Raw genomic sequence first — 19,631 nt, 5'->3', positions numbered from 1 at the left:
TAGCGCCGTGAATTTAACCATAATTAACCTTATGCTAAAATCTCGTATCGGTAATATAAAAATAATCTTTTGTTGCCAAAAGTATTCCCTTGGCCTAGGTCGTTTTGCCTCCTATGATTATATTTAACAAACTTCAGGAACCATGAACCGAATATATGTTACCGGCCTGCTGCTCGTCAGCTTCGGCCTTTCGGCCCAAGACCTTCGTTTTGAAGGGGAATACCGGGCCATTGAGGGCAAGGTGATCGAATGGCGTAGGCAAATACACCAAAACCCCGAACTCTCGAACCGCGAGTTCAAAACGGCCGCAAAGGTCGCCCAACATTTGAAATCCCTTGGTATGGAGGTCCAAACAGGGGTGGCGCACACGGGCGTGGTGGGTATTTTAAGGGGGAAGAAAAAGGGAAAGGTGGTCGCCCTACGTGCGGATATGGACGCCCTGCCCGTTCCCGAACGCAACGACCTGCCCTTTAAATCGGTCGCCACAATGGAGTTCAAGGGGGAAAGCGTTCCCGTAATGCACGCCTGCGGCCACGATACCCACGTGGCCATCCTTATGGGAGTGGCCGAAATACTTTCCAAACATACCGATAAGATAAAAGGCACCATTAAGTTCGTTTTTCAACCTGCGGAGGAAGGTCCCCCACCAGGGGAAGAAGGCGGGGCCTTGCTTATGATCAAGGAAGGGGTACTGAAAAACCCCGATGTGGATGCCATATTCGGGCTCCATATCAATTCCGAAACCCCGGTCGGTGTCATCCGATATAAATCGGGGGGAACCATGGCGGCGGTACAAAGCTTTACCATTAACGTAAAAGGCAAGCAAAGTCACGGCTCACAGCCTTGGTCGGGCATCGACCCCATACTGATCAGCGCCAAGATCATCGACGGCCTACAGACCATTATAAGCCGTGAGGTTGAGCTTACCAACGAGGCCGCCGTTATTACCGTGGGCAAGATTACCAGCGGGGTACGTTTTAACATCATTCCCGAAAGCGCCGAAATGATCGGTACCGTGCGCAGCCTCGATTACGATATGAAAGAACAGATTACGCGACGTATGAAAGAAATGGTTCCCACCATTGCCCGGGCCTATGGGGGCGAGGCAAGTATAGAGATCAGGGACCAGACCGATATCACCTATAACGACCCCGACCTCACCGCCCAAATGCTGCCCTCCCTAAAAAAAGTGGCCGGGGCCGATAAGGTCCAACAACAGAAGGCGGTCACCGGAGGCGAGGATTTTTCCTATTTTCAGAACGAGGTGCCAGGTTTCTTTTTCTTTTTGGGGGGAATGGCCCCGGGCACGACCGAATCCTTTCCGCATCACACCCCCGATTTTATGATCGATGAAAGCGGAATGATATTGGGCGTAAAGGCATTGACGGAAATGGCCTTGGACTATTTGGACGAGTAAATTCCTCAAAATCACCAGCCCGTATATTTAACTTACTAGTATTTTCGCAAGAACCAAGAATAATATATTTTTACGGGCAATAATACGTTATCTAGCATAGAAATAAATAACACCCTATAAATGAAAGATAAATTACTTGCCCTTTGTTTACTTGTATTTACCGTATTGACCGTTCAGGCACAGCGTAAAAGCGACTTGATCGCCGAAATCGACGACTTAAAGGCCCAGCTCGATTCCGTTAGTTCCGAATTGTTCGAAGCCAAAAAAAGTGAGCGAATTGCCGTTGCCAAGGCCGAATCTTTCGAAACCCAGGTGACCGAACTTCAGGATGCCAACAACACCCTTATGAAGAACCTGAACAGTTTTGCCGAGGTTTCGAACAAAAACTCGAGCATCGTCAACAGTGCCATGGCCAGCCTCGAGGCGAAGGAAAAGCAGTTAAAGGCCATTAAGGATGCCATTGCCACCAACGATTCTACCACCATTGTGGTACTTACCAATGCCAAGCAGACCATGGGCGAGAATGCCAAAATAGGCGTAAGCGAAGGTACCGTGGTCATTTCTTCGGACCTAAGCAGCCTTTTTGGAAGCGATACCGGCGACAAACTGACCCCGACCGCCGAAGCCTGGGTAGAAAAAGTGGCCAACATCCTTAAGGCCAATCCGAAAACGAGCGTGACCGTAGAGGGACTGAGCATGACGGGCGATTTGAATATTCCCGCCCAACAGGCCCTCGCCGTTGCCAATAAGCTGAAGGAATTCGGGATCGAGGCGGAGCGCATCGTTAGCCTAGGGAGAGACGGCAACCTGAAGGAAGGCGTACAGATAGGCATCCACCCCTCATTTTCCGACTTCTACCTTATGGTCAGGGAGGAAATGAAGAAATAGTCCCCTCCCCCTGCCCTATTTGTACAGGGGGACTTACCGATTGAGGCTGGCCGTTTTCGGCCCCTTCTTCTGCGAAAACGTTGGGCCCCGGGAATCAAGACCTGGTTTGCCCGCAAACGGTTTGATGGTGAAGCCCCATTTTTTTGGTTCATAAGGATTGCCCGACCGAAATCGATGATGGGTCGATTTGCCCGAACCGTGCGCCGGCTGTGTACGCCGATGACCTGGCCTACCGAGCTACGGGTTGAAACAAGGCCCCGCCCCAAGGCAATATCGGGGCCCTTAAACCATTCGGGAAGTATCTTGCCCCGGGCCATACTTTTTTAAAAAAAACTTCGTTTTCTTTCCATAACACAACACCGGGAAAGCTATATGTACTCGGTTACAAACCACCAAAAACAATGTCAGGAGAAACTATTTTACAATTTTTCGGTTTTCTATTACCAGCCGTGGTCACCGGGATCGTGGCCTTTTACTTTTTTAAGTTGCACACCCGTAACGAAGAGGGGCGCAGAAGGTTCTTATTGCACAAGGAGTCGCGAAAAAGTACCATCCCCGTACGGTTACAGGCCTATGAACGCATGGCCTTGTTCTTGGAGCGCATAGCCATACCCAGCCTAGTGGTCAGGGTCGCCCCAAAATCGACGGATAAGAACGATTACGAGTCGCTCTTGATCCGAACCATTGAAAACGAGTTCGACCACAACCTTTCGCAACAGATCTATATGAGCGACGAGTGTTGGAATGTTATAAAGGCCGCCAAGAGTGCCACGGTACAAATGATCCGCAAAGCCGCGATGAGCGAGACCGAATCGGCCGACAAACTGCGGGAGGACATCTTGACGGAAACCATGGACAAGGAATCGCCGTCGGCGACCGCACTGTCTTTTGTAAAAAGGGAAATAAGCGAGCTTTGGTAAACCAACCAAGGCCTGAAAAAATGGACCAAAGGCGGGGCCGCTCTTAGAGCACCTCGCCTTTTTCGGGGTCTATCTGATTGATTTCGTTGTTCTTGTACTTGGCAAAATTATAACCGCTCTCCCACCACGCCGACATTTTCTCCTTATCGAAGACCAGTGAATTGGTAGTGAGTACCGTCGGGGTATAGTAGAAATTGATGATGGCGTCGTTGTTGTTGGCCGCAAACTTCCCGATTTTAATGTTCTGCATTTCGATGCGGTCGAGCATAAACTCGAACATTGTGGTCATGAGCGAGAAGGCATTTCTCGAAGGAAGGCGGTTCAAGTGGTTCACCTCGGTCTGTAAAACGATAACATCAACCTCCTTGGCCCCGCGTCGTACCGCTTCCTCAATGGGTACCATATTGCCCAAACCGCCATCGGCGTACTCGCAGCCGTTCTTGCGCACCAAGCTCATAAAAGGTGTATAGTTGCAAGAGATCCACACCCATTCGCAGAACTCATCATAGGAATAATCGTTGATCGATTTATATTCGACCTGGTTCAGCGACAGGTTCGATACGGTGACCACAATTTCCTTTGGCCCGTTCTTAAGGGTTTCGAATTCCTCACGCGTCAAGGTGTTCCGGATCAACTTCAATAGGTTATGGCTCTCCCCAAAGGTCTTTCTCCCCCTATAGAAATTGCGCAAAACGTTCCAGTGATTGATGCCAATGGTGTGCACCCCGTATTTCTTTTGAATGGTAAAGGGGCAATTGCTAAAAATACTTTCTTGGTTGACCGAGGTATATGTCTTTTTGATCTTCTCTATTTTTTGCAGTGCCAAATGCGAGATCAACAAGCTACCGGTAGATGTTCCGATAAAAAGGTCGTAAGAACATTGAAGCTCCTGCATCAGGTATTGGGCGACGCCACCGGCGAACGCCCCCTTGCTACCACCTCCCGAAATGACCAATGCTCTCATCAGTTGTATGTTTTGGTTTTCATATAACGCAGTTCTTCTTGATTTAGTTCCTTGAAAAGGCCCTCCATTCGCTTTTTATACGCCGGGTCCGACCACAATTGGTCCACTAAATTTCGTGCGTATTTTTTGAATTGCCAACTGTGATGCACCGTGGCGGCCATTAAGTTGAGCAGACCGGTATCATCAAGGCCCATTTCGCCCAGGTACTGAAAGGCGGTCAAACGGACTTCCCAGGAATGGAGGGGCGAGGTATAGCCCGTAAGTTCGTTGAAATAGGCTTGCGTACGCCCTGGTTGGTACTCCTGGGTAAAAATGGCCAACGTCAACCATAAAAGGCGTACGTTTTTGTTGGGAAGCCCCTGTATGTCCTTCGTACGTTCGAGGTATGCCGTCCGATGTTCGGGAAAAGCGGACCACAGTTTGTACAAAGCCGTTTCCTGGGTCACGTAACTCTTATCGGCCAACAGGGCCTCTGCCTGCGGTCTATGGGCTTCGGGCAGGCTATCGACCAACTGAATGGCCCTCTGCCGTATTTCCCAATTCGGGTCTCCGAGCATCTCGAGGGCCTGGCCTTCCCGTACTATCTGATCTTCAAAGGCCCCGATCAAGGCTTTTTTATAGGCCGGGGGCCCAGCTTCCCTTAACCAAGGGAGCAAAAATCGGTCCGATCCGGCCTTTGTAAAGAACAAGCGCACAGAAGGGCTGTTTTTTAAGAGAAAGGCCTTGGCTTCCTCCCACGGAAAACTGGTAGAAGACAACCATTTGTCCGTATACCCCGAAAGGTCGGTCTGCGCGGAACGCTCAATTTCCCGTATAAAGTTTTGAACGGTTACATTTTTGAACCGGTACTTGTTCAAATACGCCTCCACCCCTTTTCTATAGGCCGCGTCGCCCACCCTGTCCCTCAATATGGCCAAGGCCCAGGCCCCTTTTTCATAAAAGGTAAGGCTACTGGCCTTGGGATCGGTCAAGGCTTGGCCCCTGCCCGCTTCCGACATTTGCCTAAGTTCCTGGGCCGTTTCGAACAGCTTCCAATAAAAATGGTCGTCGCCGAACAAATGCCGTTCGGCCAAATAGGCATAGTACGTGGCAAACCCTTCGTGCAGCCAGTGGTGCTTGCCATCCTTTTCGGTAACCAAATCGCCAAACCATTGATGGGCGAGCTCGTGGGCGTTTACGTTTACATAATTCTTATCGACAAAGGCCGTGGAATCAATGACATAGGTATCGGAAAAAATGGTGGTCCCCGTATTTTCCATACCGGCATATAGAAAATCGCGTACCGGTACCTGTTTGTAATTCTGCCAAGGATAGGCTACACCGATCTCCTCCTCAAGAAAATCGAATATCCGTTGCGTATGGCGGTAGGTCGGTTCTACCTTTAGGCTATCGTGGGGGTAGTAATAGTTTATAATGGGGACACCGCTTCTTGACCGTAATTCTTGCCGGTCGTACCTGCCGATGACAAAGGCGAGCAGATAGCTGCTCATGGGATCCTTCATGTCGAACGACCATAGGCTTCTGCTCTCCGACAAGGCCTTCCTATACCTGAAAGCACCGTTGGCAACGACTTCGTAGGGTCGGCGGGCAATAATGTTCAGGTCAAACTCCACTTTCTCTTCCATGGCATCGAAACTCGGTAACCAATGGCTGGTATACTTGCCTTGGCCCTGGGTCCATATCTGTTCATTGTCCGGCACATCGTCTTGCCAGCCCAAAAAGTAAAGGGTTTGCTTGGGCCTGGCGGTATAATCCATCGATAGCCGGTAGGTTTTTCCTCCCTTAAACCGGTCAAACAGAACGATACGATCCCGGGTTTGTGAGAAAGAAGCCCTCCGTTTACCGATACGAAGCTTTTCGAACACCATGTCATGGGCATCCAAAAAGACGGAATCGACATCTTTGAGCACCTTAAACGTATAGGTTACCGAACCTTTCACTTCGCCGGTATCGGGCAAGGGCTCTACGGTTACCTCGGCATGAAGAAAGTCGACCTTGTCTTGGTGTTGCCCGTACGATACGCCAAAAAAGCCCAGTAAAATGATTGCAAAAACGGTTCTCATGAAGCTATATAAAAAAAGGGAAGTCCAAATTTAAGGTTTTAGTTTGTGCCTAATGGAGCTAACCGCTAATTTAGTCGCATGAAGGCAAATTTGTTGCAGACCCCTATCGTATACCTAAAAGGTGTAGGACCGAACCGCGCGGAAACCTTGCGAACGGAGCTTGGCATCGATACGTTTCAAGATTTGCTCAATCTTTTCCCGAACCGGTATTTGGACAAGACCCAATATTACAAGATCGCCCAATTGCAGCGCAGCAATGCCGATGTGCAGGTTATCGGAAAGATAATAAACATCAAAACCGTGGAACAGAAAAAGGGAAAGCGTTTGGTGGCCACCTTTATAGATGATACGGGAGAGATGGAACTGGTTTGGTTCCGCGGGCAAAAATGGATCAGGGAAAACCTGAAACTGAACATTCCCTATGTCATTTTTGGCAAGTGCAACTGGTTCAATGGTAAATTTTCGATGGCCCACCCCGATATGGAACTGCTTACCGAACACCAGAAAGGGCTTAAGGTGGCCATGCAGCCCATTTACCCCTCAACGGAAAAACTTTCGAACAAGGGCATTACCAACCGGGTAATCAACAAATTGATGCAGCAATTGTTCATCGAGACCAAGGGCCGGTTTACCGAAACCCTTTCCGATCACCTGCTCCGCGAACTGAATTTACTGCCCAAGGCCGAGGCCCTTTTTAATATCCACTTTCCGAAAAACCAGGAATTGCTGGCCAAAGCTCGCTTTCGCTTAAAATTCGAAGAGCTTTTTTACATCCAATTGCAGCTACTCACCAAAAAGGCGCTGCGCAAACAGAAGATCAAGGGCTTCGACTTCGACCGGGTGGGCGAACACTTCAAGGAATTTTATGAAGAACACCTTCCTTTTGAACTTACCGGTGCCCAGAAACGTGTAATCAAGGAAATCAGGGCCGACCTGGGAAGCAAGGCCCAAATGAACCGATTGCTCCAGGGCGATGTAGGGTCGGGCAAGACCATTGTGGCGGTAATGACCATGCTGTTGGCATTGGACAACGGTTTTCAGGCCTGTTTGATGGCCCCGACCGAAATATTGGCGAACCAACATTATATGGGGATCAAAGAACTGCTGTCTCCCATGGGCATACACTGCGCCCTTTTGACCGGGTCGGTAAAAAAATCGGAGCGGAACAGCATCCATACCGCCTTGGAAAGCGGGGAACTGCATATCTTGATCGGCACCCATGCCCTCTTGGAAGACAAGGTAAGGTTCAACAACCTCGGGCTCGCCATTATCGACGAGCAGCACCGTTTCGGAGTGGCCCAACGGGCGAAGCTGTGGCATAAGAACGACATTCCACCACATATCCTTGTGATGACGGCGACCCCTATACCGCGTACCTTGGCCATGAGCCTTTACGGGGACCTCGATATCTCGGTGATCGACGAGCTCCCCCCTGGACGAAAGCCCATCAAGACCGTCCATCGCTACGACTCGAACCGCTTAAAGGTCTTTCAGTTTATTAGGGACGAGATAAAGAAAGGACGCCAGGTGTACATCGTCTACCCCTTGATACAGGAGTCCGAAGCCCTGGATTACAAAGACCTGATGGACGGTTACGAAAGTATTGCCAGGGACTTCCCCCTGCCCGATTACCAGATTTCGATCGTACACGGCAAAATGAAACCTGCCGACAAGGATTATGAAATGGACCGTTTTGTACGTGGCGAGACCCAGATCATGGTAGCCACCACGGTCATCGAAGTAGGCGTCAACGTGCCGAACGCCTCGGTCATGATCATTGAAAGCGCCGAACGCTTCGGCCTTTCCCAGTTGCACCAGCTCCGCGGCCGGGTGGGCCGGGGTGCCGACCAAAGTTTCTGTATTTTGATGACGGGCCATAAGCTGTCTTCCGAAGCGAAGACACGACTGCAGACCATGGTGGCGACCAACGACGGCTTCGAGATTGCAGAGGTAGACCTTAAACTGCGTGGACCGGGCGACCTTATGGGCACCCAACAAAGTGGCGTGCTCAACCTTAGGATAGCGGACATCGTAAAGGACAACGATATCCTAAAGGCCGCAAGGCACCATGCCCTTCGTTTGTTGAAGGAAGACCCCGGACTCGAAAAACGGGAGAACCTACCCATTCGCCATACCTACATCCAGTTGGGCAAACACAAAAACATCTGGAACTACATCAGTTGACCCTTCTTCCCATATAGGTGATCATAAGGGCCGAAACCCGCCTTCGCCATGTTCGGCCCCAATAAAATGAGCGAACCGACCCATTTCGCAATAGGGATCCGGGCCGTTTGAACATCGTAATTTTAAGAGGCAATAATTTCTTAAAAACTTCGTGTTTCACTAGCTTTGTTAGCTTAGAATTGAAAGATTATGAGTGCACAAAAGACATTGTTTGACAAAGTGTGGGATTCCCATGTGGTCCACCAAATAGAAAATGGCCCGGAAGTACTGTTCATCGACCGCCATATGGTCCATGAGGTAACCAGTCCCGTAGCCTTTTTAGGGTTGAAGAACCGAAATATTCCGGTAATGCATCCCGAGAAAACCTTTGCTACCGCAGACCATAACACCCCGACCATCAACCAACATTTGCCCGTGGCCGACCCATTATCGGCCAATCAGCTGAAAATGTTGGAGGAAAATGCCAAGGAACACGGCATTACCTATTGGGGCCTGGGGCACGAAAAAAACGGTATCGTACACGTGGTAGGGCCCGAATACGGCATTACCCTGCCCGGGGCGACCATCGTTTGCGGCGATTCGCATACCTCTACCCATGGGGCCTTCGGGGCCATAGCCTTCGGTATCGGTACTTCGGAGGTAGAAATGGTATTGGCCACCCAATGCATTATGCAGCCCAAGCCCAAAAGAATGCGCATCAACATTACCGGAGAACTCCAATACGGGGTTACCCCAAAAGACGTTGCACTCTTTATCATATCGCAATTGACCACTTCGGGCGCGACCGGCTATTTTGTCGAATACGCGGGCGACGTGTTCAAGAACATGAGCATGGAAGGACGTATGACCGTCTGTAACCTAAGTATCGAAATGGGCGCCCGGGGCGGTATGATCGCTCCCGACGCGACCACTTTCGAATACATCAAAGGGCGTGAGTTCGCCCCCAAGGGCGAGGCATGGGATACCGCCATGGAATACTGGGAAACCCTGTACACCGATCCCGATGCAGTGTTCGACAAGGAATTAACCTTCGACGGCTCATCGATCGAACCGATGATCACCTATGGTACCAACCCGGGTATGGGTATGGGCATCAGCAAGGATATTCCCACCTTCGACGCCGCCCAAGGAGGTGCATCGACCTATAAGAAGTCGTTGGACTACATGAAATTTGGCGAAGGCGACAAAATGATCGGCAAGCCTATCGATTATGTTTTCCTAGGAAGTTGTACCAACGGACGTATCGAGGATTTTAGGGCCTTTGCCTCCGTGGTAAAAGGACGAAAGAAGGCCAGCAACGTTACGGCCTGGCTGGTTCCAGGAAGCCACAAGGTAGAGGCCGCCATCAAGGAAGAGGGCATTTTGGACATTCTGACCGAGGCCGGCTTTGAGCTTCGCGAACCCGGATGTTCGGCCTGTTTGGCCATGAACGACGATAAGGTACCCCCCGGAAAATTGGCCGTGAGTACCTCCAACCGAAACTTTGAAGGTAGGCAAGGTCCGGGATCGAGAACCTTATTGGCCAGTCCTTTGGTCGCTGCCGCAGCGGCCGTTACCGGTCAGGTAACCGACCCAAGGGAATTGATGCAAGAACCCGTAGCGGGATAAACAAACGACCCAAACAGGGGTCCCCAACATTAACAAACACGAGTAGTAAAATGGCATACGATAAATTCGATATATTAACGTCAACAGCGGTTCCGTTACCGATAGAAAATGTAGATACCGACCAAATCATCCCGGCACGATTTTTAAAGGCCACCGAAAGGAAAGGGTTCGGAGACAACCTTTTTCGCGATTGGCGCTACAACCAAGACAACACCCCTAAGAGGGACTTTGTTCTCAACAATCCCATTTACGGGGGCAAAATATTGGTAGGCGGCAAGAACTTTGGTTCGGGATCTTCGCGCGAGCACGCGGCATGGGCCGTTTACGATTACGGCTTCCGCTGTGTGATTTCCAGCTTTTTCGCGGATATCTTTAGAAACAACTGCCTGAACATCGGGGTATTGCCCGTACAGGTGAGTGCCGATTTCCTTCAGAAAATCTTCACGGCAATAGAAAAAGACCCAAAGGCGGAGTTTGAAGTGAACCTCCCCGAACAAAAAGTAACCATTTTGGCGACCGGGGAAAGCGAACCCTTCGACATCAACACCTATAAAAAAGGGAACATGACCAATGGGTTCGACGATATCGACTACCTTTTGAACATCAAGGACGACATCGAAAAGTTCGCCAAAAGCCGACCTTTCTAAGCCCTTCGGCACCAACCAAATGCCAACTTTCGCATCTGGAAGTAATCTGGGAACAGGTTATCTTTCCAAACGGAACACGATATTAACCGTTAGGTAGAAAATGAAAAGACACTTGGAAATTATGGACACTACGCTTCGCGATGGCGAGCAGACGTCCGGTGTATCATTTACCGCCTCCGAAAAACTCACTTTGGCCAAGCTCTTGCTTGACGAACTTGGGGTCGATCGCATAGAGGTGGCATCAGCAAGGGTTTCGGAAGGGGAATTGGAGGCCGTTCAGCAGATTACCGCATGGGCCGAAGAACAAAACTACCTCGACCGTGTAGAGGTTCTCACCTTTGTCGATGGAGGGGCTTCGTTGAATTGGATGGAAAAAGCCGGGGCCAAATCGCAAAACCTGCTTACCAAGGGGTCTATGAACCACTTGAAGCACCAGCTTAGAAAAACGCCCGGGCAACATTTTTCCGAAATTGCCGAAATTTTCGCCGAGGCTGAAAAAAGAGGCTTTATCAATAATATTTATTTGGAGGATTGGAGCAATGGCATGCGGAACTCGAAGGACTATGTCTTCGAATTTCTCGAGTTTCTGTCGACCCAACCCATAAAGCGGGTGCTCTTGCCCGATACCTTGGGGATATTGACCTACAACGAAACCCGCGATTACCTTTCGGAAATTATCGACCGCTTCCCCGATATGCATTTTGACTTTCACGGCCATAACGACTATGACCTGGGAGTGGCCAATATTATGGAAGCCGTCAAGGCCGGATGCCACGGATTGCACCTTACCGTAAACGGTATGGGCGAGCGCGCCGGAAACGCCCCCATGGCAAGCGCGATTGCGGTAATCAACGACTTTTTGCCCGAGGTCTCGATCAATGTAAACGAAAAGGCCTTGTACCGGGTCAGTAAACTGGTCTCGGCTTTCACGGGCTTCGCGATTCCGGCGAACAAGCCTATCGTCGGCGAAAACGTGTTTACGCAAACAGCTGGTATACACGCCGATGGAGACAATAAGAACAACCTTTACTTTAGCGACCTGCTGCCCGAGCGTTTTGGCCGAAAACGCAAATACGCCCTGGGAAAAATGTCGGGAAAGGCGAACATTCAAAAAAACCTCCAGGAGTTGGGTCTTACCCTGAACGACGATGAACTCAAGAAGGTAACGGCCCGAATCATAGAACTGGGCGACAAAAAGGAAAAGGTGACCAAGGAAGATTTGCCTTACATCATTTCCGACGTGCTCGATACCGATTACCAACAAAAGGTTTTTGTCAAGTCGTACGTGTTGACCCACTCCAAGGGCCTGAGCCCCTCTACCACCCTGTCATTGGAAATCGATGGCAAATCGTACGAGGAGAATGCCTTGGGCGACGGTCAGTACGACGCCTTTATGAACGCCCTGCGCAAAATATACCGCGCCCGCAAAATGGAACTGCCGAAATTGATCGATTATGCGGTGCGCATACCGCCGGGCAGTAATTCGGACGCCCTTTGCGAAACGGTCATCACCTGGAACGCCAACGGAAAGGAGTTTACCTCCAGGGGCCTCGATTCGGACCAGACCGTATCGGCGATCAAGGCAACCGAGAAAATGTTGAACATCATTTAAACCATAAAACATCCGCCTAGCGGAAAGCAAATAAGCAAAATCAGTACATGAAACTAAATATTGCACTTTTGGCCGGAGACGGTATCGGCCCCGAAGTAATTGACCAAGCCGTAAAAGTAGCTGATGCCATCGCATCCAAATTCAACCACGAGATCACTTGGAAACCCGCCTTGACCGGGGCCGCGGCCATTGACGCCGTTGGAGAGCCCTACCCCGACGAAACCCACGAGGTCTGCGCCAATGCCGATGCGGTCCTCTTCGGTGCCATAGGGCATCCGCGTTTCGACAACGATCCGTCGGCCAAGGTACGGCCCGAGCAAGGTTTGTTGAAAATGCGCCAGAAATTGGGCTTGTTCGCCAATGTACGCCCCACCTTTACCTTTCCTTCCTTGATCGAAAAGTCGCCCTTAAAGCGCGAGCGTATAGAGGGTACCGATTTGATCATTCTTCGCGAGCTGACCGGAGGGGTTTACTTTGGTGAGCGAGGAAGAAAGGACGATAACAATACCGCCTTTGACACCATGACCTACCAGCGTTTTGAAATTGAACGTTTGGCCAAAAAGGGCTTTGAAATGGCCATGAAACGGTCGAAAAGATTGTGCTGCGTCGATAAGGCCAATGTACTCGAATCTTCAAGGCTGTGGAGGGAAACGGTACAGGCCATGGCAAAGGATTATCCTGAAGTAGAGGTCTCTTACGAGTTCGTCGATGCCGTAGCCATGCGTTTGGTCCAATGGCCAAAAGACTACGACGTAATGATCACGGCCAACCTATTCGGTGATATTTTAACGGATGAAGCTTCCGTGATCTCGGGATCCATGGGCTTGATGCCATCCTCTTCGGTAGGAAGCAAGGTATCGTTGTACGAACCGATACACGGTTCCTACCCACAGGCAGCAGGAAAGGACATCGCCAACCCTTTGGCCACCGTATTGTCCGCCGCCATGTTGTTCGAGGATATGGATTTGACCGAAGAGGCCCAGGCCATACGTGACGTCGTGAACAAATCATTGGCCGAAGGAATCGTTACCGAAGACCTGGCCGAAGGCGGAAAGGCCTATAAAACCAGTGAAGTTGGTGATTGGTTGGCGAAGAACATATAGCGCCTTCCTAATTGTAACCAGTACAAAAGCCCTGTCATATATGCATACGACAGGGCTTTCTTATGGCCTTTGGTACCTTGGTATTAATTGTTAAATGCCATTTTCCTAAAGTTATAGCCTGACTTGTGCTTTCTGTATACGATGATTCCGATGGCCATAAGCACTCCCATTCCGGCCAAAACCGCACCTACCACACCGGCGTATACCACGCTCAATCCGAAGGTCATTGGCAAGCCGGCCAAGTAAGCCCCCGAGGCATTGCCCATATTAAAGGCGCTCTGGTTCATCGAAGAGCCGAGCATCTCATTGCCCCTTGAAGTATTTATGATGGCCATTTGTATCGGTGTCGAAACGGTAAAAGAGGCCATCCCGACAAAAAAGGTCATCCCAAGAACGATATAGGGATTAAACGCCAGTAACGAATTGGTCAACAACAGCACGACCATAACCGTCAAACTGATGGCCACCGCTTTTAAGGGCGAAAAGACCTCTGCCATCTTGGCCCCGATGAAATTGCCGAAAACCATGCCCATTCCGGCCAATATCATGGCGTATCCTACCATATACTCGCCCCATCCGGCTATGTCGGTAATTAACGGTGCGATATAACTGTACCAGGCGAAAAAGCCCCCTGTACCTATGGTGGTCAACATGATCATCGCCCACAGCTCCCCGTTCTTGAGTCCCTTGTTTTCCTTGGAATAGGGTTTGGGCCTTTCGGCCTCCAATTTGGGCATCCATAGGAAGACACTCAATACCGCAAGAAGTCCAACGATACCTACCATATAAAAGGAAATGCTCCAATTGTAATGGTGGCCAATATAGGTTCCGATGGGTACCCCGATCACATTGGCAATGGTCAATCCGGTAAACATCACGGCTATGGCCCGGGCGGCCTTGCCCTCCCTGGCCAATTTTCCTGCGACTACGGCCCCGATTCCAAAAAAGGCGCCATGTGGCAATCCCGATAAGAATCGAACGATTAAAAGCATGTTATAGCTGGTCGCAAATCCTGAAAGGGTATTAAACAGCGTAAACCATCCCATCAACAACAATAGGATCATCCGCGAATCCATTTTTGAACTAAAGCGGGTCAATAAGGGCGCCCCTACCACTACGCCCATGGCATAGGCGGCTATAAAGTGCCCTGCTTGGGAAATGGTAATGTTGAGTCCCTTGGCCACATCGGGCAGGATACCCATAATAACAAATTCGGTCAGTCCGATACCGAAGCCGCCTACGGCCAAGGCGATCAGCGCTTTTTTGTTAGCTCTTTCTGTTTTCATAATCTTGCAATTTGTAGGTTAAACTATTTTTTATGTTCACCTGTTTGGGAATGTTTGAGGTACATCCATAAATTTTACCCTACAAAATTAGTTTGCCTCGATAAGAATTTGCTTTACACATTTATCCAATAACTATGCTATTTTAACCTATTTACATCCTAAACTACAAATTGAGGTTAAAATTTAACACAAACATAGGAATTAGCTCAAATTGGGCACCAAATCCCTTGGTACTGAACTGGATGCAACGGGAAGTAGCCCTTGGGAGAGAAGGGTTAAAAAACAACAAACCCCAGCAATCCGATAGATTGTGGAGTTTGTAGTATAGTCTTACAGTAACCTGTCCTTCTTCCTTAAAGAATGTAGTCGGTGCTAACAAAATTGGACACCTTGGCCTCCAATAGGTTTTGTACGGTCTCGTTATTGAGTTCATTGTCCTTAAAGGCCACGAAGGTCCTAATGGAAAAGGAGCGCAGGGCATCGTGTACGCTCAAGGTCGCCTGGGCCGAATCCTTCCTACCGGTAAACGGATATACGTCGGGGCCTCTTTGGCACGAACTGTTCAGGTTGACCCTACAGACCAGGTTGACCAAGGTATCGATCAAGGGCGACAAGGTATAAACATCCTTTCCGAACAGACTTACCTGTTGCCCGTAGTTGCTCTCGGCCATATCGTTGAGCGGTTCCTCGATATCGGAAAAGGAAAGAACGGGAATCACCGGTCCGAACTGTTCTTCTTGGTACACCCGCATATCCTTGGTTACGGGATAAAGCACGGCTGGCCAGATGTAATTGTCAAATTTCTGGCCTCCTTTTTGGTTCATTATTTTTGCGCCCTTTTCAACGGCATCATCTATCAACTCTTGGATATAGGCCGGTTTACCCGGTTCCGGGAGGGGCGTAAGCTTAACCCCCTCTTCCCACGGGTTTCCGAATTTTAGTTCGTCTACCCTTTTGGAATAGCGTTTTATAAATTCATCCCTAATATCTTCATGCACGTAGATTACCTTAAGTGCCGTACATCTTTGCCCATTGAACGACAATGTACCGGCGATACATTCATCGATCGTAAGGTCTAGGTCCGCATCGGGCAAAATAATGGCGGGGTTTTTGGCCTCAAGTCCCAATACCAACCGCAGCCGGTTACTCTTCGGATGCTGTTCCTGCAAGGCGTTGGCCGATTTGCTATTGCCGATCAGCGCCAGGACATCGACCTTGCCCGTCTGCATGATCGGGGCCGCCACCGCCCTTCCCCTACCGAAAAGAATGTTTACGACGCCCTTTGGAAACGAGCTTTGAAAGGCTTCCAACAAAGGGGTGATCAACAAGACCCCGTGCTTTGCCGGCTTAAATATGGTCGTATTGCCCATGATTATGGCGGGAATCAACAGGGCAAAGGTTTCGTTCAACGGATAATTGTACGGCCCGAGGCACAGAACGACACCTAGGGGCCCTCTTTTGATATGGGCATAGACGCCATCGTGTTTTTGAAACTTGGCCGAATTGCGATCGAGTTCCTTGTATTCCTCTATGGTATCGTAGATGTATTCGATGGTACGGTCAAATTCTTTTTGCGAATCGGGAAGGGACTTACCGATTTCCCACATCAGGAGTTTGACAATTTCATCGCGCTTGGTCTCCATTTGCCCGACGAAATTCTCCATGCATTCGATACGGTCTTTTACGTGCATGGTCGGCCATACTCCCTGCCCCCTGCCATAGGCGGCCATGGCGGCATCCAATGCCTCCAGTGCCTCGGGCTCGCCCATGTCGGGTATACTGCCCAAAACCGTTGGCTTGTACGTTTCGGTAGACGATATGGTCGAATAGACTTCGGTCGTGTTTCCCGTCCATGTCTTCAACTCACCATCGATCAAATATTGTTTCTGCTCAATAAGTTCCTTGATCTGGAACTCTTCAGGAATAGTCTTCATTTGTGTTGGTATCTAAAATGGGTATAACAAATTATGTTAAAACGAAAATACGGAATAATAAAAACAGAAAAGCGCTAAAATATTATTAAATCGTTGTGCTTTTAGCAATATCACAGAACCGTATGATTTTTTTAAATAAGGTATTGAAAAAGGTCGGGTTTGTCGTTTAGGTAGTCTCCATAAAAATTATTGGCCTTCATACGTCCAATAAGGGGCTGCAGGTCTTCCGGACGCTTAAGTTCGATACCAACGATGGCCGGAGCGTTCTCACGACTCGATTTTTTGGAGTATTCAAAATGCGTAATGTCGTCATCTGGACCCAAAATTTCGGCCACAAATTCTTTTAGGGCTCCGGGCCGTTGTGGGAATCGCACAATAAAATAATGCTTTAACTGTCCGTAGAGCAAGGCCCTTTCCTTGATCTCGGCCGTTCGGGTGATATCGTTGTTGCTGCCACTTAGGATGCAGACCACGTTTTTTCCCTTGATCTCTTCCGAAAAATAATCCAAGGCGGCAATAGTCAGGGCACCGGCCGGTTCCACCACAATGGCATCGCGGTTGTAAAGGTCTAAAATTACCTGACAAACCTTGCCTTCGGGTACGGCCACGATATCGCTCAGTCCGCTTTTACAAATCTCAAAAGTAAGGTCGCCTACCTTTTGGACGGCGGCCCCATCGATAAATTTATCTATTTGCCCCAGTTTGGTGTTCACCCCTTTTTCCATGGATGTTTTCATCGATGGCGCCCCTTGGGGCTCTACACCAATTATTTTGGCTTGTGGGGCAAGCTCTTTAAAAACCCCGATCAGCCCCGATGCGAGTCCGCCACCACCGATTGCAGCGAATACGTAATCGATGGGTTCTTGGGATTGGTCCAACAGCTCAAGACCTACCGTACCCTGCCCTTCAATGACCTTAGGGTCGTCAAAGGGGTGGATAAAGGTCTTATCGTTCGCCGTACAGAACGCCATCGAACTTTTGAACGAATCGTCAAAGGTATCGCCCTCCAAGACCACGTCTACCCATTCGCCACCGAACATCTTGGTCTGTTCTATTTTTTGCTTGGGTGTTACCGAAGGCATGTAAATGGTCCCGCGAATGCCCAAATGGTTGCAGGCAAAGGCCACGCCCTGGGCGTGGTTGCCGGCGCTGGCGCATACGATACCGTTTTTCCTTTCCTTATCGGATAGGGAACTGATCTTATTAAAGGCTCCCCGGATCTTGTAAGACCGTACCCGGTGTAGGTCTTCCCGTTTCAAAAGGATGTGGGCATCAAACAATTTTGACAGCCTTATACTGGGGGTCAGCGGGGTTACGGAGGCCACTTGGCCAATGGTCTCGGCCGCTTTTCGAATATCGGCAATGTTGGGAAAATACGACATACAAAAAAACCCTGTTCGCAAAGAGTCCCTTAACGGGCGACCTATAAACGAACAGGGCTTAATTAAAATTATACAATAGGCTTCATGGCGGTCATCGAAGCACGCAGCCTCGCTCCTACCACTTCTACCGGATGTTCGCGCAACACTTTGTTCACGGCGATCAACTTGGCATTGTCTACCCCGTTATCCTTGTCTTTTCCGTAGGCGGTTCCGATTACATCGGTGTCGATCTTCTTCATAAAATCGGCCAACAGGGGCTTACAGGCATGATCGAAGAGGTAACAACCGTACTCGGCCGTATCGGAGATAACCCGGTTCATTTCGAACAATTTCTTTCTCGCAATGGTGTTGGCGATCAAAGGGGTTTCGTGCAAGGACTCGTAATAGGCCGATTCGCCAATGATACCCGATTCCGTCATGCTTTCATAGGCCAACTCTACGCCTGCCCTTACCATGGCGATCATCAAAACGCCATTGTCGTAAAACTCCTGTTCGGAAATTTCCATATCGCCAGCGGGCGTTTTTTCAAATGCGGTCTCACCGGTTTCGGCCCTCCAGCGCAATAGGTTTTCGTCGTCATTGGCCCAATCTTCCATCATGGTCTTCGAGAAATGGCCGGTCATGATATCGTCCATATGCTTTTGGAAAAGCGGACGCATGATTTCCTTCAATTCTTCCGACAGTTCAAAGGCCTTGATTTTGGCCGGGTTGGAAAGACGGTCCATCATATTGGTAATGCCACCGTACTTCATTCCCTCGGTTACGGTCTCCCATCCGTATTGGATAAGTTTGGATGCATACCCCGGATCGATGCCCTTCTCGACCATTTTGTCGAAACATAGGATGCTACCTGTCTGCAACAATCCGCATAAAATGGTCTGCTCGCCCATTAGGTCGGACTTTACCTCGGCCACGAAGGACGATTCAAGCACACCGGCCCTATGCCCTCCGGTAGCCACTGCATAGGCCTTGGCCTGCTCCAGTCCTTTGCCCTGTGGGTCGTTGTCGGGATGAACGGCGATCAAGGTAGGTACGCCGAAACCTCTTTTGTATTCTTCGCGGACTTCCGAACCCGGACATTTGGGCGCGACCATGATAACGGTAAGGTCTTCGCGGATCTGCATGCCCTCTTCCACAATATTGAAACCATGCGAGTAAGAAAGCGTGGCCCCTTTTTTCATCAAGGGCATTACGGCGTTGATAACGCTCGTATGCTGTTTGTCGGGCGTCAGGTTGATCACCAAATCGGCCGATGGCACCAGCTCTTCATAAGTTCCCACATCAAAACCGTTTTCAGTGGCATTGACATAAGATTGACGCTTTTCCTTGATTGCACCTTCGCGCAGGGCATAGGAAATATCCAAGCCCGAATCGCGCATGTTGAGCCCTTGGTTCAATCCCTGGGCACCACAACCCACGATCACTATTTTTTTTCCCTTTAAAGCGGATACACCATCGGAAAACTCCGAGGATTCCATAAACCTACATTTACCCAATTGGGCCAGTTTATCCCTTAATGATAGTGTATTGAAGTAATTTGCCATAGATAATAATTTTTCTTTTCATCCTGCACCACAGGAAAATGTTCAATTTATCGGTTATTTAAAATTTTCGACCAACGAA

General features: G+C 49.5%; 14 protein-coding genes. 8 read left to right on the top strand and 6 right to left on the bottom strand.

The window, feature by feature from the left end; translation table 11 throughout:
* Nucleotides 1–142: 142 nt before the first annotated feature.
* The 3 genes from BUB37_RS19095 (at nt 143) to BUB37_RS19080 (ending at nt 3,225) form a co-directional block, all read left to right on the top strand.
* A complete protein-coding gene (locus BUB37_RS19095; protein ID WP_072995437.1) occupies nt 143–1,417 on the top strand; it encodes an amidohydrolase in 1,275 nt (424 codons plus the stop codon).
* Nucleotides 1,418–1,537: 120 nt separating this feature from the next.
* The gene (locus tag BUB37_RS19090) at nt 1,538–2,305 is read left to right on the top strand and encodes an OmpA family protein (RefSeq protein ID WP_072995436.1); all 768 of its coding nucleotides are present in this window, start codon (nt 1,538–1,540) and stop codon (nt 2,303–2,305) included.
* Nucleotides 2,306–2,706: 401 nt separating this feature from the next.
* Nucleotides 2,707–3,225 (top strand): DUF7935 family protein, encoded by a 519-nt coding sequence (locus BUB37_RS19080; RefSeq protein WP_072995434.1) that lies wholly within the window; start codon nt 2,707–2,709, stop codon nt 3,223–3,225.
* A gap of 43 nt (nt 3,226–3,268) precedes the next feature.
* Here BUB37_RS19080 and BUB37_RS19075 read toward each other — a convergent pair whose 3' ends face one another.
* Entirely contained in the window at nt 3,269–4,189 is a 921-nt protein-coding gene (locus BUB37_RS19075; RefSeq protein ID WP_072995433.1) for a patatin-like phospholipase family protein, read from the bottom strand.
* Nucleotides 4,189–6,252 carry a M1 family metallopeptidase gene (locus BUB37_RS19070; protein ID WP_072995432.1) on the bottom strand — a complete coding sequence of 688 codons (2,064 nt, stop codon included), beginning with the start codon at nt 6,250–6,252 and terminating at the stop codon, nt 4,189–4,191. Before BUB37_RS19070 ends, BUB37_RS19075 begins: the two co-directional genes overlap by 1 nt.
* 78 nt (nt 6,253–6,330) lie before the next feature.
* Here BUB37_RS19070 and recG point away from each other — a divergent pair, with 78 nt between their 5' ends.
* The 5 genes from recG (at nt 6,331) to leuB (ending at nt 13,406) form a co-directional block, all read left to right on the top strand.
* A complete protein-coding gene (recG, locus tag BUB37_RS19065) occupies nt 6,331–8,436 on the top strand; it encodes an ATP-dependent DNA helicase RecG (RefSeq protein ID WP_072995431.1) in 2,106 nt (701 codons plus the stop codon).
* A gap of 189 nt (nt 8,437–8,625) precedes the next feature.
* Nucleotides 8,626–10,044 carry a 3-isopropylmalate dehydratase large subunit gene (leuC, locus tag BUB37_RS19060; RefSeq protein WP_072995430.1) on the top strand — a complete coding sequence of 473 codons (1,419 nt, stop codon included), beginning with the start codon at nt 8,626–8,628 and terminating at the stop codon, nt 10,042–10,044.
* Nucleotides 10,045–10,094: 50 nt separating this feature from the next.
* Complete coding sequence (leuD, locus tag BUB37_RS19055; protein ID WP_072995429.1) at nt 10,095–10,691, top strand: 3-isopropylmalate dehydratase small subunit; 597 nt, start codon at nt 10,095–10,097, stop codon at nt 10,689–10,691.
* Between the two features lie 100 nt (nt 10,692–10,791).
* On the top strand, nt 10,792–12,303 hold the full coding sequence (locus tag BUB37_RS19050) for an alpha-isopropylmalate synthase regulatory domain-containing protein (protein ID WP_072995428.1): 1,512 nt from the start codon (nt 10,792–10,794) through the stop codon (nt 12,301–12,303).
* A gap of 47 nt (nt 12,304–12,350) precedes the next feature.
* Nucleotides 12,351–13,406 carry a 3-isopropylmalate dehydrogenase gene (gene leuB / locus BUB37_RS19045; RefSeq protein ID WP_072995427.1) on the top strand — a complete coding sequence of 352 codons (1,056 nt, stop codon included), beginning with the start codon at nt 12,351–12,353 and terminating at the stop codon, nt 13,404–13,406.
* Nucleotides 13,407–13,489: 83 nt separating this feature from the next.
* Here the strand turns inward: leuB and BUB37_RS19040 are convergent, their stop codons facing one another.
* The 4 genes from BUB37_RS19040 to ilvC form a co-directional block, all read right to left on the bottom strand.
* Nucleotides 13,490–14,692, bottom strand: coding sequence for an MFS transporter (locus tag BUB37_RS19040; protein WP_072995426.1), 1,203 nt, complete (start codon nt 14,690–14,692; stop codon nt 13,490–13,492).
* Between the two features lie 353 nt (nt 14,693–15,045).
* Entirely contained in the window at nt 15,046–16,626 is a 1,581-nt protein-coding gene (locus BUB37_RS19035; protein WP_072995425.1) for an NADP-dependent glyceraldehyde-3-phosphate dehydrogenase, read from the bottom strand.
* Nucleotides 16,627–16,757: 131 nt separating this feature from the next.
* On the bottom strand, nt 16,758–18,008 hold the full coding sequence (gene ilvA, locus BUB37_RS19030) for a threonine ammonia-lyase IlvA (protein ID WP_072995424.1): 1,251 nt from the start codon (nt 18,006–18,008) through the stop codon (nt 16,758–16,760).
* A 68-nt stretch (nt 18,009–18,076) separates the two neighbouring features.
* The gene (gene ilvC / locus BUB37_RS19025) at nt 18,077–19,552 is read right to left on the bottom strand and encodes a ketol-acid reductoisomerase (RefSeq protein WP_072995423.1); all 1,476 of its coding nucleotides are present in this window, start codon (nt 19,550–19,552) and stop codon (nt 18,077–18,079) included.
* Between the last annotated feature and the right edge of the window lie 79 nt (nt 19,553–19,631).

This window comes from Pseudozobellia thermophila, assembly GCF_900141855.1.
GTDB classification, from domain to species: domain Bacteria; phylum Bacteroidota; class Bacteroidia; order Flavobacteriales; family Flavobacteriaceae; genus Pseudozobellia; species Pseudozobellia thermophila.
The sequence above is the reverse complement of the archived record's forward strand: the minus strand, read 5'-3'. Positions and strand labels throughout refer to the sequence as shown.